Genomic DNA, 15,678 nt, shown 5'->3' with positions numbered 1-15,678 from the left:
ATTGGATTGACCCCAAACCCGACTTTTTAAGCTTCCTCCAGGAGAAATAGATGGAAAACACTCAAACCAGCACTATCGTTACGGGCCAGACCCGCAGCGCATGGCGCAAGACAGATACCATGTGGATGCTGGGCCTTTACGGCACGGCGATTGGCGCGGGTGTATTGTTCCTGCCGATTAACGCAGGCGTAGGCGGTATGATTCCGCTGATCATCATGGCGATCCTCGCTTTCCCAATGACCTTCTTTGCACACCGCGGCCTGACTCGCTTCGTGCTGTCCGGTAAAAATCCGGGTGAAGACATTACTGAAGTTGTAGAAGAGCACTTTGGTGTAGGCGCAGGTAAACTGATTACCCTGCTCTACTTCTTCGCTATCTACCCAATTCTGTTGGTCTACAGCGTAGCAATCACCAACACCGTCGAAAGCTTCCTGACCCACCAGTTGGCAATTACGCCGCCGCCGCGCGCAATCCTGTCTCTGATCCTGATTGTCGGCATGATGACCATCGTGCGTTTCGGTGAGCAGATGATCGTGAAGGCGATGAGCATCCTGGTATTCCCGTTTGTTGCCGCCCTGATGCTGCTGGCGCTGTACCTGATCCCTCAGTGGAGCGGTGCCGTTCTGGAAACCCTGTCCTTTGACTCTGCAGCAACCACCGGCAACGGACTGCTGTTGACCCTGTGGCTGGCAATTCCGGTAATGGTGTTCTCCTTCAACCACTCACCAATCATCTCCTCCTTCGCCGTGGCGAAGCGTGAAGAATACGGTGATGAAGCTGAGAAGAAATGCTCTAAGATTCTGGCATTCGCTCACATCATGATGGTGCTGACCGTTATGTTCTTCGTCTTCAGCTGCGTATTTAGCCTGACCCCAGCGGATCTGGCCGCAGCGAAAGAGCAGAACATCTCTATCCTGTCTTACCTGGCAAACCACTTTAACGCGCCGATCATTGCCTGGATGGCACCGATTATCGCGATTATCGCTATCACCAAATCCTTCCTTGGCCACTACCTGGGCGCACGTGAAGGTTTCAACGGTATGGTGATTAAGTCTCTGCGCGGCAAAGGCAAAACCATCGAAATCAACAAACTGAACAAAATCACTGCGCTGTTCATGCTGGTAACCACCTGGATTGTGGCGACGCTGAACCCAAGTATCCTCGGTATGATTGAAACCCTGGGTGGCCCAATCATCGCGATGATTCTGTTCCTGATGCCGATGTATGCAATTCAGAAAGTACCGGCAATGCGTAAATACAGCGGCCATATCAGCAACGTCTTCGTTGTGATTATGGGCCTGATCGCTAACTCCGCTATTTTCTACTCTCTGTTCAGTTAATTCCCCTGCGCCGCTCCTCGGGGCGGCGCACCTCGATACACAATGGACGCCTCATGATTAGCGTATTCGATATTTTCAAAATCGGCATTGGCCCTTCCAGCTCCCACACTGTTGGCCCGATGAAAGCAGGCAAACAATTCACGGATGACCTGATTGCACGCGGAATTCTCACTGACGTAACCCGCGTAGTGGTTGATGTCTATGGCTCTTTGTCTCTGACGGGGAAAGGTCACCATACCGACATCGCGATTATTATGGGCCTGGCGGGTAATCTGCCGGATACCGTAGACATTGATGCCATCCCGGCCTTTATCCAGGATGTGAATACTCATGGACGTTTGCTGCTGGCAGACGGTCAACATGAGGTCGAGTTCCCGGTCGACAAGTGCATGAATTTCCATGCGGACAATCTGTCTCTGCACGAAAACGGGATGCGTATTACCGCACTGGCGGGCGAAAAGGCCATTTATAGCCAGACTTACTATTCCATTGGCGGTGGGTTCATCGTTGATGAAGAACATTTTGGTTTACCGAACAACTCTCCGGTAAACGTGCCGTATCCGTATAAATCTGCGGCTGATTTGCAACGTCATTGCCAGGAAACCGGCCTGTCGCTTTCCGGTCTGATGATGCAAAACGAACTGGCGCTGCACAGCAAAGAAGAGCTGGAACAACACTTCGCCAACGTCTGGGACGTCATGCGCAGCGGGATTGAGCGCGGCATCACCACCGAAGGTGTATTGCCGGGCAAACTGCGCGTTCCACGTCGCGCGGCGGCGCTGCGTCGTATGCTGGTCAGCAGCGACAAAACCACCACTGATCCGATGGCGGTTGTTGACTGGATCAACATGTTCGCGCTGGCCGTGAACGAAGAAAACGCTGCCGGTGGACGCGTGGTTACGGCGCCAACTAATGGCGCATGCGGGATTGTTCCTGCCGTGCTGGCGTACTACGACAAGTTTATCCGCGAAGTGAACGCTAACTCGCTGGCACGCTACATGCTGGTCGCGAGCGCCATTGGTTCACTGTACAAGATGAACGCCTCTATCTCTGGCGCCGAAGTGGGCTGTCAGGGTGAAGTCGGAGTTGCCTGCTCCATGGCTGCGGCCGGTCTGGCTGAACTGCTGGGCGGTAGCCCAATGCAGGTGTGCATCGCGGCGGAAATCGGTATGGAACATAACCTGGGTCTGACCTGCGATCCGGTTGCCGGCCAGGTGCAGGTACCGTGCATTGAGCGTAACGCCATTGCTTCGGTTAAAGCAGTGAACGCCGCACGTATGGCGCTGCGCCGTACCAGCGAACCGCGCGTGTGCCTTGATAAAGTCATCGAGACCATGTACGAAACCGGTAAAGACATGAACGCCAAATACCGTGAAACATCTCGCGGCGGTCTGGCGATGAAGATTGTCACCTGCGATTAAGTCCCACCACGTTTCAGGATCTGTAGGCCGGATGAGGCGCTCGCCGCCATCCGGTCTACGGATAACGCTATTTCGCAACACTCGCCTCCCCTCGCCGTGAATGTTACCCTACAAACTTATTTGTTAGGGAGAACACCGTGGCCGTCCACCTGCTCATTGTCGATGCACTGAACCTTATCCGCCGCATTCACGCCGTACAGGGCTCACCCTGCGTAGAGACGTGCCAGCACGCGCTCGATCAGTTGATTGTGCACAGTCAGCCTACGCACGCCGTGGCGGTATTCGATGATGAAGCGCGCAACAGCGGCTGGCGTCACCAACGGTTGCCTGACTACAAAGCAGGTCGCCCCCCGATGCCTGATGAATTGCACCAGGAAATGCCCGCCTTACGCGCCGCTTTTGAACAGCGCGGCGTCTGCTGTTGGGTCTCCAGCGGGAATGAAGCCGATGATTTAGCCGCAACCCTGGCGGTTAAAGTGAGCCAGGCGGGACATCAGGCTACCATCGTCTCAACCGATAAAGGCTATTGTCAGTTGCTCTCCCCGACGCTGCGTATTCGTGACTACTTCCAGAAGCGCTGGCTGGATGCACCGTTTATTGAGAAAGAGTTTGGCGTGCTGCCGCAGCAGTTGCCTGATTACTGGGGACTGGCCGGGATCAGCAGTTCGAAAGTACCGGGGGTTGCAGGTATTGGTCCCAAAAGCGCCACGCAGCTGCTCGTACAGTTTCAACATCTGGAAGGCATTTACGCGCATCTTGATGAAGTACCGGACAAGTGGCGCAAGAAACTAGAGAAGCACCAGGAGATGGCGTTTCTGTGTCGCGATATCGCACGGCTGCAAACGGACTTACATATCGACGGAAACCTGCAGCAATTACGGTTGGTGCGATAGGTCTGTTGCCAAATGGCGCTGTGCTTATCTGGCCTACACGTCGAACACCCCGGTAGGCCGGATAAGGCTTTCACGCCGTCACGCTGAAAAATTACCAGGCGGTGTGGTACAGCTCAACGATATCCCCAAGATTCGCTTCACGGGGATTTCCCCCGGTACAAACATCGTCAAATGCCGCCTGTGCCAGCGCAGGAATATCCTCTTTACGTACGCCAACATCGCGTAAATGCAGTGGGATCCCTACATCGCGGTTAAGGGCGAAGACGGCATCTACTGCCGCTTTACGTGCCTCTGCCAGCGTCAGTTCTTCAACCTTAACTCCCATCACCCGGGCGATATCGCGAAATTTTTCCCCGGTGAATTCGGCGTTATAGCGCATCACGTGCGGCAGCAAAATGGCATTTGCTACGCCGTGCGGCGTGTTATAAAACGCGCCTAACGGGTGTGCCATTCCATGCACTAATCCCAGACCAACGTTGGAAAAGCCCATCCCGGCCACGTACTGGCCCAGCGCCATCGCTTCCCCGGCCTGGGTATCGCCCGCAACGGAACCACGTAATGCCCCAGCTATCATTTCAATGGCTTTAATGTGCAGCGCATCGGTAAGCGCCCACGCCGCCCGCGTAATGTACCCCTCAATAGCATGGGTCAGGGCATCCACTCCGGTGGCGGCTTTTAGCGCCGCTGGCATGCCGTCCATCATGTCTGCATCGATGAACGCTACCTGTGGGATGTCATGGGGGTCGACACAAACAAACTTACGCCGATTTTCTTCGTCAGTGATCACGTAGTTAATGGTCACTTCCGCTGCCGTTCCCGCGGTGGTGGGGATAGCCATAACCGGCACGCTCGGGTTGCGCGTTGGCGATAACCCTTCAAGGCTGCGTACATCCGCAAACTCAGGGTTATTATTGATAATGCCAATCGCTTTACAGGTATCCTGAGGGGAGCCTCCGCCGATGGCGATCAGATAGTCTGCGCCGCTTTGCTGAAAGACACCCAACCCTTCCTGCACCACCGCAATGGTTGGGTTAGGAATAACGCCTGAATAGATTTCCCATGCCAGACCAGCAGCATCCATTCGGGAAGTCACCTTATCGACAACGCCGCACTGCACCAGATTTTTATCAGTCACAATCAACGCTTTGCGATAACCACGACGGATGACTTCATCGGTTAATGCACCAACAGCTCCCCGGCCAAACCATGCCGTTTCGTTCAGAATCATTCTGTTCGCCATCGTATTTCTCCTTTTCGCTATGCGAAATTACTCTTCAATGCGTAATCCGTAAGATTTGAATTTCTCCAGCACAATGGCGATCTCCTCGTCATCCAGCACCGGCACCGGGTCAACAATCGCCAGCGTGCTCAGATAAAGGCGGGCCAGAACTTCCACTTCATGCGCCAACCACAGTGCTTTTTCCAAATTCGCTTCACAAGCAATCAACCCATGGTGCTGTAAAAGCGTTGCCTTACGGTTTTTCAGGGCGACGCTCACATGCTCTGACAGCTCTCGTGTACCAAACGTCGCATAAGGCGCACACGGAATAGAGTTCCCCCCAGCCGCCGCAATCATGTAGTGAATTGCCGGGATAGGGCGATTAAGAATAGAAACGGCCGTGCAATGTACGGCATGGTTATGGACAACCGCATTGGCATCGGGACGCGTCTGGTATGCCGCCAGGTGAAAACGCCATTCACTGGAGGGTAATTGTCCTTTATCATATTTCCCGTCGTTATCTACATACACGATCATATTTTCAGTAAGTCTTTCATAAGGAATACCGCTGGGCGTGATCAGCATCCCATTTTCATAACGCGCACTCACATTTCCCGCCGTCCCCTGATTCAATCCAAGGCTGGTCATTTCAAGGCAGGTTTCAATGATTTCTCGTGACAAACGCATTCTTTCCATAATGATTCTCCGGGTACAGTTTCCCCTCGTCTTTATTGCGAAAAATGCAGCCGCAGAGTAAGACGGGTCAGGTTTCAGATACAGGCAGCCACTGAACGTATATATTCAGGTTCAGTAGGCCGATTTATTTATAGCGGCGTATTAAGGTTGTCTTACGCGCTTAATAAGTTTCATCTCAACTTTTACAGTTTCTTTAATTGGCTGGTCATCAATAGCACTCATCATCATATCGAACGCTTTTTCCGCCCAAACATTTTCATCCTGCTGCATTGACCAGACATTATTGGCGAGGAATCCCAGCATTGGGTGTTCATCGAATGTCCCAATATTAATTTCAGGTGGAATTGTGCCAAAACGATTACGAATAGCGTTAATGGCCCCCTCCAGTACGGGTAATGATGAGGCGATAAATGCCTGTGGGCAGCCCTGTTCGCCGATCAACTCATCCATCAGTCGATAACCACCCTCGGGCGTGTTATCCGGCCCTTCGCGCACCCAATCGCTATGCAAAATACCATTATTGTTCAATGCATTAAGATAACCTTGCAAACGGTCGCCGATGCTGGGTAATCCCGTATCTCCCACCAAAAACCAGATCGGCGACTTTCCAGCGTCAAACAAACTTTGCGTCAACTTTTCGCCGCCCAAAATGTTATGGCTTTCTACCAGAGCGTTATCGGTATACTTAAAATCACGGTCAAGTAACACCATCGGTTTTCTAACCTGACGTAAATGGTGCTGCTGATTCTCTAATGTTGAGGGAACAATAAAAAGGCCATCGACATTGCGAGCTATTAACGCTTTGGTCAGTTTATTTTCGTAATCAACATCGTCATAGGTACAGCTAATCGTTAGCTGATAACCGGAACGACGACAGCGTTGCTCAAGTTTTTCTGCGAGTGTGGCAAAAAACACGTTGGAAATATTGGGCACAATCAATCCCAACGTATCCGTTTTATTCAATTTCAGGCTGCGTGCTGAATGGTTAATGACGTAACCATAGCGCTCGACATATTCATTAATACGCGTTTGGGTTTTGACACTGATTCGATATTGCTCTGCTTTCCCGTTCAGCACCAGTCGTACGGTCGTAACCGATAAATTCAGATCGCTGGCTATCTGTTCTACTGTTTTAGCCATTTATATGCCCCAGTTCACATCCAAAAACGTCAATCTACAATCATAAAAGTATTTTAAACTTTTGTCTTACTGCATAAGTTGGTTAATCGCCTGCTGCTGATCCCACATCATCAGATAAGCCTGATATTTGCGGTCATAGAAGTTCCGCCGTGCCGGGTTAGTCTTAATCACCTCGCCTGATCGAACCATCGCCTGGCATGCAGATGGAATATTTTCCCACGCGCCGCAGGCAACCGCGCCAGTGATGGCCGCCCCTAACGTCACCGCATCCTCTTCCTGCATCAGATGAATATCGCATCCGGTGGCATCGGCATATTCTCGCAACCACAGTGGGTTATGCGTTGCGCCGCCGCACAGCGTCAGTCGGGAAATGGTGTGACCGTTTTCGCGCATCACTTCCATAATATGTCGCGTACCGCAGGCGATCGCCTGTAATGTCGCCAGGTACAGACGAGCAACCTGCATCTCGCCTCGCTCAAGAGTCAAACCGCAAACACTCCCCCGGGCATCGGGTCGCGCGCGCGGTGAACGATTACCGTGATGATCGGCCAACACATGCAAATAACGACCTGGCTCTGACTCCTGCGCCTCAAGTGCGGCAACCCATTCATTAACTAAAACGATGGGATGGCAACCCCGCGCCTCAGCCTTGTGAAATAGCGCCGCGCTGGCTCCTGACTCCTGAAGCGTCCAGTCGACTAACGCCCCAGCAGCACTTTGCCCCCCTTCTGTCAGCCAGTAGCCTGGCAGCATGGCTGACCAGTACGGCCCCCATACACCTGGTGTATGAATTTCCTGCTCGCTGCACAGCATATGGCAATTTGACGTTCCGCTGATCAACGCCAACGTCCCCTCAGGCTCAACACCGGCAAGCGCTACTCCGCCCGCATGGGCATCAATCATTCCGCTGGCGACGACCACTGCAGTCGTCAGCCCCAGCGCCTGGGCCGCATCGGTGCTAAGCGTTCCAACGGCAGCGCCTGGCGGCAGGATCCGCGACGGGATTTTTCCCAACAAATCCGTTAGCTCAACAGCGTCAAGCAGGGAGTGGCTAAAGCGTTGTTCATGTGCCAGATAGTTCCATTTACACGTCAGCGTGCACAGACCAGCAACATCACAGGCGGTAGCTTTAGAGACCAGAAAGTCCGCCAGATCGTAGAAGCGATACGCACTCTGCCAGGTGGCTGGAAAATGGTTTTTCAGCCACAGTACTTTAGGAAGCTCCATTTCGACGCTGACTTCACCGCCAACGTAGCGCAGAGCCGGATCCTGCGTGGCGTTTATACGTTGCGTCTCCTGCGCCGCACGATGATCCATCCACATGATGATGTTATGGTCTGATGGCTCGCCTGGCGAAACTGCCAGACCCCGCCCCTGTTCATCCAGTGCCACCAATGAACAGGTGGCATCAAATCCCAATGCGCGGATCTCCTCAATGCGAACCCCGGATGACGACACCGCCTCCTTCACTGCATGGCAAACCTGCTGCCAGATTTCTGCAGATGACTGCTCAACCCGCTCAGGACCGGGTCGAAACTGCGAGATGGCGTGTGTCGCAAAAGCCAGCCGTTTGCCACTGGCATCAAAGACACCAGCCCTGACGCTGGCGGAACCGACATCCACACCGAGGAAATATCCACTGCCCATAGTAACTCCCTGACGCTGGCGAATGATGGGGCGAGCACTTCGCCCCAACGGTGTTATTTTTTACCGAATGGGTGTAACAGCTTGTCAATTTCCGGGGTGTCAATGTTCTTCGCATTAACGAATTTAACCGGAATATCAATTTCTTTCGGTACAGACTGACCCGATACCGCTGCATTTAGTGTCTTGATACCCTGGTAGCCAATCTGATAAGCGTCCTGCACGACAAAGCCCTGAATGACCCCAGACTTCAGGAAAGCAATGATTGCCTCGGTGCTATCAAAACCAATCACTTTCACTTTGCCTTTCAGGTTTTGACTATCAATGGCGTTTGCTACGCCCAGCGTTGAGCCTTCATTGGTGCCATAAATCCCTGCAATATCAGGGTTGGCCTGGATCATATCGATGGTTTTATCCATCGCTTTTTGCGGATCGCCATCGCTGTACTGGACCGGGAGCACCTGGATTTCCGGGTATTTCTCCTTCATGCGGGCAATAAACCCTTCCGAACGCTCAATCGCTGAGGAGGTCCCCGCTACGTGCGCAATAATGCCCACTTTACCTTTGCTGCCCACTTCCGCTGCCAGTGCATCCGCCGCTTCAGCACCGGCTTTACGGTTATTCGTGGCGACAAAGCTCACTGGGATATCGGAATTCACGCCGGAGTCAAACGTCACAACTTTAATGCCGCGTGAATTTGCAGTCTCAACTAATGGCGCCAGCGCATTGGCATCTAACGCTGCCAGCAATAGTCCATTGGGTTTTTGCGCCATCGCGTTTTCAACTAGCTGAATCTGCTCGGCAATCTGAGTTTCATCCGCCGGGCCAACATAGCTGGTTTTATCACCCGACTCTTTTGCTGCCGCTTCCGTCCCCATTTTTACGGTTTGCCAGAATTCATGCTGGAAACCTTTACTGACCACCGGAAGGTTCATATCTTTAGCCAATACGCTGGATGTCATACAGGCCAGCAGGGATAACGCATAGACAAAATTCCTGGTTCTCATTGTTTTACTCCGTTCTGAGTGAGTCACCCTAAACGTCAGGGTTATGATGCCCCGTGACTTCCGGGAGCGTAAATCAACGAATTTTTTTGCGTAATGTATCGAGATAAACCGCAGCAATGACCACCACGCCCATGGCCACCATTTGCCAGAACTGGGAAACCCCCATCAGGTTCAGACCGTTTTTCAACACGCTCATAATGAATGCGCCGATGATAGTCCCGCCGATGGTGCCAATTCCTCCCATCAGGCTCGTACCGCCAATAACAACCGCCGCGATGGCTTCCAGTTCATAACCCACGCCAACCGTTGGCTGACCAGAGTTCAAACGTGAGGCCAGAATAACCCCGGCGATCCCGGTCAGCAGACCACAAAAGGCGTAGACGAAAATTTTGACGCGTTGAACTTTAATACCGGAAAGGTGTGCGGCCACCTCATTGCTACCCACAGCGTAAACATAGCGACCAATCACCGTTTTCTTCAGGATGTAGGCGGCGATTAGCGCCACCACCACCAGGTAAAAAACGGGATAAGGCAACACATCGAACAGACGTCCCTGGGCCAGCATTTTGAAGGTGGGGTAATCAGCGAAATAAATCGCACGACCATCTGTCATCACCATATTGATGCCTCTGACGGACATCATCAGGCCCAGCGTGGCGATAAAAGGCGGGATAGTCATTTTGGTGACCAGCAGACCATTGATATAGCCGCATAATCCACCGGCCAGCACCCCGGCCAGAATACATACGGGCAGAGGCAATCCCAGCGTGGCGCTGATGCCTACCGCAACACCCGAAAAGGCCACCACCGAGCCAAGAGAAAGGTCGATTCCTGACGTGATAATGACGAAGGTAACGCCAATCGCCATAATGCCAATCACTGAAGTTTGCAGAGCGATTGTCATGATGTTTTCAGTGTTAAAGAAAAATGGCGAACCAAAGCTAAAAAATATTACTAAAATAATCAGACTCAAAAGCGGCGCAAGGCGCATTAAAAGTTCTTTGTTAATTTTTATTTTCTTATTATTGCTGTCTGAAGAGGTTACAGAGATAGTCATAAATTAGTCCTCTAACGTCGCATATTGCATGATTTTTTCTTGTGTGGCGTCATCAGAAGCTAACTCCCCGGTAATACGTCCATTACGCATCACTAAAATGCGATCGCACATACCCAGCACTTCCGGTAATTCAGAGGAGATCATGATAATTGACTTCCCTTTTGCCACCAGTCGATTCATTAATTCATAAATCTCAAGTTTGGCACCCACATCAATACCGCGAGTGGGTTCATCAAAGATGAGAATATCGGTGTCTTTACACACCCATCTGGCAATAATAATTTTCTGCTGATTACCACCACTTAAATTCAGAGCAGCCTGTTCTAAATGTGGTGTTTTAATGCGTAGGGCTTTCACCTGTTCTTCGCTGGTTTTCTGACAACGTTTGCTGTCCACGTTGCCATAACGATCGGAATACTCAGGATAATTGCCCAACATAATATTGCGCTCAACGGACAGTCCTAATGCCAGCCCCTCTTTTTTCCTGTCCTCGGTTAAATAGCTGATACCCTGTTTGATAGCATCAGGAATATCTTTAATTACCGTCACGTTACCGTTCAGCTTGAGGGTTCCGCCATCAATGGGATCCGCACCAAAAATCGCCCGCGCCAGCTCAGTACGTCCTGCCCCCATCAGACCGGCGAAGCCCAAAATTTCGCCCTGATACAGAGTGAAATCAATATTGTTTAATACGCCATTGCGCGTCAGACCGCTTACTTCCAACACCGGTTTGCGTTGAGCCAAAGGTTCGCGGCGAGGATAGATATTGCCAAGATCGCGCCCAACCATCATGGCAATCAGATCGCTAATTTTAACCGCATCATAATCCACAGTGGCAATAAACTGACCATCCCGCATCACCGTCGCGCGATCGGCGATCAGCGCCAGTTCCTCTAATCTGTGCGAGATATAAACAATGCCCGTTCCCTGTTCTTTCAGCAAACGAGTTACCTGAAATAAGCTGTCAATTTCCGTTTCGGTCAGCGCTGCCGTCGGTTCATCCATAATAAGAATCTTGGCATTCACCGATATCGCTTTAGCAATCTCAACCATTTGTTGTTGCGCGACGGTCAGATCGGCCACCAGCGTTTCTGGAGAGATATTCAGGTTTAATTTTTGCAAAATATCGATAGCTGCCTGTCGCTGTTGTTTTTCATCCAGACGCCAGCGATTATTTTTGCAAAACTCCCTGCCAATAAATATATTTTCTTCCACCGTGAGTTCAGGGAAAAGGTTAAACTCCTGGTGAATGATGGTGATACCTGCGCTTTGTGCACTCAACGGATTCGCAAAAGTAACAGGTTGTCCCTCAAAAATAATATCCCCTTCATCAGGCTGATAAACACCGGATAAAATCTTCATCAACGTAGACTTTCCTGCGCCATTCTCACCCAGCAGCGCATGAACCTCTCCTTTGCGTAAAGCAAAATCCACATTACTCAACGCTAATACGCCGGGAAAACGTTTCGTAATATGACTCATCTGTAAAAATGTTTCAGACATTGCTGCTTTCCTCAATATACAGAAACTGCAATCAGTGAATCAGGCGCAAAACGTTGCCAGGAAGCCATCGTCACCGTTAATGCGAATACTACCTATAAGTTCATATGCGTTTTATCAATTATGCTAACTCGAGTTAGCGAAGTGCCTTTTAAAGCTATTTTAGCTACTCAAAATAGCCAAATCATTTGGTTTAAAACTGTGACGCTGAACAGACAATTTATTACAACCAATTAATTTAAAAAGGATTTATTGAAAATACCCGTCCTGGTTTATTTGACGCAGATCGAATTTTAACCACTTCTCGTGAAGCCTCTCACAGTTCCACAACAAAAAAGTTGTGCAAAAAACTCTCTAATACCTAAGCTAACTCGAGTTAGCAAAAATGGGTTATTCAGCCAACTGCGACGGTGGTGTTCAACATCCGCTTTTGCAGCACGGCATAAAGTGAGATGAGGAACCTCGAATGAACAAAAATAGCTTACCGAAAATTGGAATTCGTCCGGTGATTGATGGGCGCCGTATGGGTGTTCGTGAATCGCTCGAAGAGCAAACCATGAATATGGCAAAAGCCACTGCTGCGCTGATCACAGAGAAACTTCGTCACGCCTGTGGTGCACAAATTGAATGTGTGATTGCCGACACTTGCATTGCCGGGATGGCTGAATCTGCCGCCTGTGAAGAAAAATTCAGCAGCCTGAACGTAGGCGTGACGATTACTGTTACCCCATGCTGGTGCTACGGTAGCGAAACCATCGACATGGATCCGATGCGCCCGAAAGCTATCTGGGGCTTTAACGGAACAGAACGTCCCGGCGCAGTTTATCTGGCCGCAGCATTGGCTGCGCATAATCAAAAAGGACTTCCCGCCTTCTCTATTTACGGCCATGACGTACAGGATGCCGGCGATACCACGATCCCTGCCGATGTTGAAGAAAAATTGCTGCGCTTTGCCCGTGCGGGCCTGGCGGTTGCCAGTATGAAAGGCAAAAGCTACCTGTCCGTAGGCGGCGTTTCAATGGGCATTGCTGGCTCGATTGTCGATCATAACTTCTTTGAGTCCTGGCTGGGAATGAAGGTTCAACCCGTTGATATGACCGAACTGCGTCGTCGCATCGACCAAAAAATCTATGACGAAGCTGAGCTGGAAATGGCGCTGGCATGGGCGGATAAAAACTTCCGCTACGGTGAAGATCAGAACGCACAGCAATATAAACGTAACGCAGAGCAGAGCCGTGTGGTGCTGAAAGAGAGCCTGTTGATGGCCATGTGCATTCGCGACATGATGCAGGGTAACCAGAAACTGGCAGACAAAGGTCGGGTTGAAGAGTCGCTGGGGTACAACGCGATTGCCGCAGGCTTCCAGGGCCAGCGTCACTGGACCGATCAATACTCGAATGGCGATACCGCCGAAGCACTGCTCAACAGCTCCTTTGACTGGAACGGCATTCGCGAACCGTTCGTTGTCGCCACCGAAAACGACAGCCTGAACGGCGTGGCGATGCTGTTTGGTCATCAACTCACCGGCACAGCGCAGGTCTTTGCCGATGTGCGCACCTACTGGTCGCCAGAGGCGGTTGAACGCGTCACGGGTAAACCGCTGACCGGCCTTGCTGAGCACGGTATTATTCACCTGATTAACTCCGGCTCGGCAGCGCTGGATGGCTCCTGCAAACAGCGCGACGGCGAAGGGAAACCGACCATGAAGCCGCACTGGGAGATCTCACAGAAAGAGGCGGATGATTGCCTTGCGGCTACCGAATGGTGTCCGGCTATTCACGAATACTTCCGCGGCGGCGGCTATTCTTCTCGCTTCCTGACTGAGGGCGGCGTGCCGTTCACCATGACCCGCATCAACATCATCAAAGGCTTGGGCCCGGTGCTGCAAATCGCGGAAGGCTGGAGCGTGGAATTGCCGAAAGAGATGCACGCCCAGCTTGATGCGCGCACCAACTCCACCTGGCCAACCACCTGGTTCGCCCCGCGCTTAACCGGTAAAGGCCCGTTCAGCGATGTCTATTCCGTCATGGCTAACTGGGGCGCAAACCACGGCGTACTGACGATTGGTCACGTGGGCGCGGACTTTATTACGCTCGCCGCCATGCTGCGTATCCCGGTTTGTATGCACAACGTGGAAGACGAAAAAATTTACCGCCCTTCAGCCTGGGCAGCCCATGGTATGGATATGGAAGGCCAGGATTATCGCGCCTGCCAGAACTACGGCCCGCTGTATAAGCGTTAATGTGACTCCGGCCCGGTGGCGCAAGATTACCGGGCCTGCGCGGTGAATTTTGTAGGCCGGGTAAGCGCTGCGCCATCCGGCTACGTTTGGGGAGCTATTATGAAACAAGACGTTATCCTGGTTCTCGACTGTGGCGCGACCAACGTGCGGGCTATCGCCGTTGACCGACAGGGAAAGATTGTCGCCCGCGCAGCAACCCCGAACGCCAGTGACATCGCAACAGAAAACAGTACCTGGCATCAATGGTCGCTGGAGGCCATTCTGCAACGCTTCGCCGATTGCTGTCAGCGCCTCTGCACGCAACTGGCCGCCTGCCATGTCCGCGGGATCGCCGTCACCACTTTTGGCGTAGACGGCGCGCTGGTTGATAAGAACGGCAAGCAGCTGTATCCGGTGATTAGCTGGAAATGCCCACGCACCGCAGCGGTGATGGAGAATATTCACCGCTACATATCACCGCAGCAATTGCAGGAAATTTCCGGCGTCGGCGCATTTAGCTTCAACACGCTGTATAAACTGGTGTGGCTGAAAGAAAACCATCCGCAATTTCTGGAGCAGGCGCACGCCTGGTTGTTTATCTCGTCGCTTATCAACCACCGTTTAACCGGCGAGTTCACTACAGATATCACCATGGCGGGCACCAGCCAGCTGCTGGACATCCGGCAGCGCAATTTTAGTCATGACATTTTGCAAGCTACGGGCATACCGCGCCGTCTGTTCCCGCGCCTGGTTGAAGCAGGCGAACAGATTGGGGCTTTGCAACCAGAGGCTGCCAGCCTGCTCGGGCTTACGGCGGGAATTCCGGTCATCTCTGCCGGACACGACACGCAGTTTGCGCTATTTGGCGCTGGAGCCCAGCCAGATGAACCGGTGCTCTCTTCCGGCACATGGGAAATTCTGATGGTGCGCAGTGCCCAAGTGGATACCTCCCAGCTCAGCCAATATGCGGGTTCCACTTGTGAGCTGGATAGCCAGGCTGGACTGAATAACCCCGGCATGCAGTGGCTGGCTTCCGGTGTACTCGAGTGGGTGCGTAAGCTGCTGTGGACTGCCGACACCCCCTGGCAGATGCTGATTGACGAAGCCAGGGCCATCCCGGCAGGCGCCGAAGGTGTGAAGATGCACTGCGACCTGCTGGCCTGTCAGAATGCGGGCTGGCAAGGGGTTACGCTCAATACCACCCGTGGGCACTTTTATCGCGCCGCGCTGGAAGGACTGACAGAACAGCTGCAGCGAAACCTCCATACGCTGGAAAAAATCGGTCATTTCCAGGCCACAGAACTGCTATTGGTTGGTGGGGGAAGCCGCAACGCGTTGTGGAATCAGATCAAAGCGAATGTTCTCGGGATACCTGTCAAAGTGCTGGATGACGCCGAAACCACCGTGGCAGGTGCCGCAATGTTTGCGTGGTCAGGCATTGGGGAATTTGCCTCACCGGAACAGGCACGCGGGCAGGTACGCTACCAGTACCGTTACTTCTATCCGCAAACCGAATCCGAACTAACAGGAGTCGAGTAAC

12 protein-coding genes are annotated in these 15,678 nt (G+C 52.1%); 5 read left to right on the top strand and 7 right to left on the bottom strand.

All coding sequences use genetic code 11. The features are described from left to right. Positions 1-50 precede the first annotated feature (50 nt). The 3 genes from HV037_RS05550 (at position 51) to xni (ending at position 3,654) form a co-directional block, all read left to right on the top strand. Complete coding sequence (locus tag HV037_RS05550) at positions 51-1,340, top strand: HAAAP family serine/threonine permease (RefSeq protein WP_103284172.1); 1,290 nt, start codon at positions 51-53, stop codon at positions 1,338-1,340. A gap of 53 nt (positions 1,341-1,393) precedes the next feature. Further along, positions 1,394-2,761, top strand: a complete 1,368-nt coding sequence (locus HV037_RS05545; protein ID WP_016154248.1) for an L-serine ammonia-lyase — start codon at positions 1,394-1,396, stop codon at positions 2,759-2,761. A gap of 137 nt (positions 2,762-2,898) precedes the next feature. Next, complete coding sequence (gene xni / locus HV037_RS05540) at positions 2,899-3,654, top strand: flap endonuclease Xni (protein WP_049040359.1); 756 nt, start codon at positions 2,899-2,901, stop codon at positions 3,652-3,654. Between the two features lie 91 nt (positions 3,655-3,745). Here xni and fucO read toward each other — a convergent pair whose 3' ends face one another. The 7 genes from fucO to HV037_RS05505 all read right to left on the bottom strand — a co-directional run bounded on the left by fucO (position 3,746) and on the right by HV037_RS05505 (position 11,920). Further along, positions 3,746-4,894, bottom strand: coding sequence for a lactaldehyde reductase (gene fucO, locus HV037_RS05535; RefSeq protein WP_046276144.1), 1,149 nt, complete (start codon positions 4,892-4,894; stop codon positions 3,746-3,748). Between the two features lie 27 nt (positions 4,895-4,921). Further along, positions 4,922-5,569: an L-fuculose-phosphate aldolase gene (fucA, locus tag HV037_RS05530; RefSeq protein ID WP_003034062.1), complete on the bottom strand. Its 648-nt coding sequence runs from the start codon at positions 5,567-5,569 to the stop codon at positions 4,922-4,924. A 141-nt stretch (positions 5,570-5,710) separates the two neighbouring features. After that, a complete protein-coding gene (locus HV037_RS05525) occupies positions 5,711-6,709 on the bottom strand; it encodes a LacI family DNA-binding transcriptional regulator (protein ID WP_016154251.1) in 999 nt (332 codons plus the stop codon). A gap of 66 nt (positions 6,710-6,775) precedes the next feature. Further along, on the bottom strand, positions 6,776-8,356 hold the full coding sequence (locus HV037_RS05520; RefSeq protein WP_103284173.1) for an FGGY-family carbohydrate kinase: 1,581 nt from the start codon (positions 8,354-8,356) through the stop codon (positions 6,776-6,778). 53 nt (positions 8,357-8,409) lie between these two features. Beyond that, positions 8,410-9,360, bottom strand: a complete 951-nt coding sequence (locus HV037_RS05515) for an ABC transporter substrate-binding protein (protein WP_016157361.1) — start codon at positions 9,358-9,360, stop codon at positions 8,410-8,412. A 73-nt stretch (positions 9,361-9,433) separates the two neighbouring features. After that, a complete protein-coding gene (locus HV037_RS05510) occupies positions 9,434-10,417 on the bottom strand; it encodes an ABC transporter permease (protein WP_003034055.1) in 984 nt (327 codons plus the stop codon). Positions 10,418-10,420: 3 nt separating this feature from the next. Next, positions 10,421-11,920: a sugar ABC transporter ATP-binding protein gene (locus tag HV037_RS05505; RefSeq protein ID WP_046276142.1), complete on the bottom strand. Its 1,500-nt coding sequence runs from the start codon at positions 11,918-11,920 to the stop codon at positions 10,421-10,423. 463 nt (positions 11,921-12,383) lie between these two features. Here HV037_RS05505 and fucI point away from each other — a divergent pair, with 463 nt between their 5' ends. Beyond that, the gene (gene fucI, locus HV037_RS05500) at positions 12,384-14,159 is read left to right on the top strand and encodes an L-fucose isomerase (RefSeq protein ID WP_016157363.1); all 1,776 of its coding nucleotides are present in this window, start codon (positions 12,384-12,386) and stop codon (positions 14,157-14,159) included. A gap of 99 nt (positions 14,160-14,258) precedes the next feature. Then, a complete protein-coding gene (gene fucK / locus HV037_RS05495; RefSeq protein ID WP_016157364.1) occupies positions 14,259-15,677 on the top strand; it encodes an L-fuculokinase in 1,419 nt (472 codons plus the stop codon). The last annotated feature ends 1 nt before the right edge of the window (position 15,678 follow it).

This window comes from Citrobacter sp. RHBSTW-00017, assembly GCF_013797615.1.
GTDB classification, from domain to species: domain Bacteria; phylum Pseudomonadota; class Gammaproteobacteria; order Enterobacterales; family Enterobacteriaceae; genus Citrobacter; species Citrobacter braakii.
This window is presented reverse-complemented; position numbering and strand designations above follow the sequence as displayed.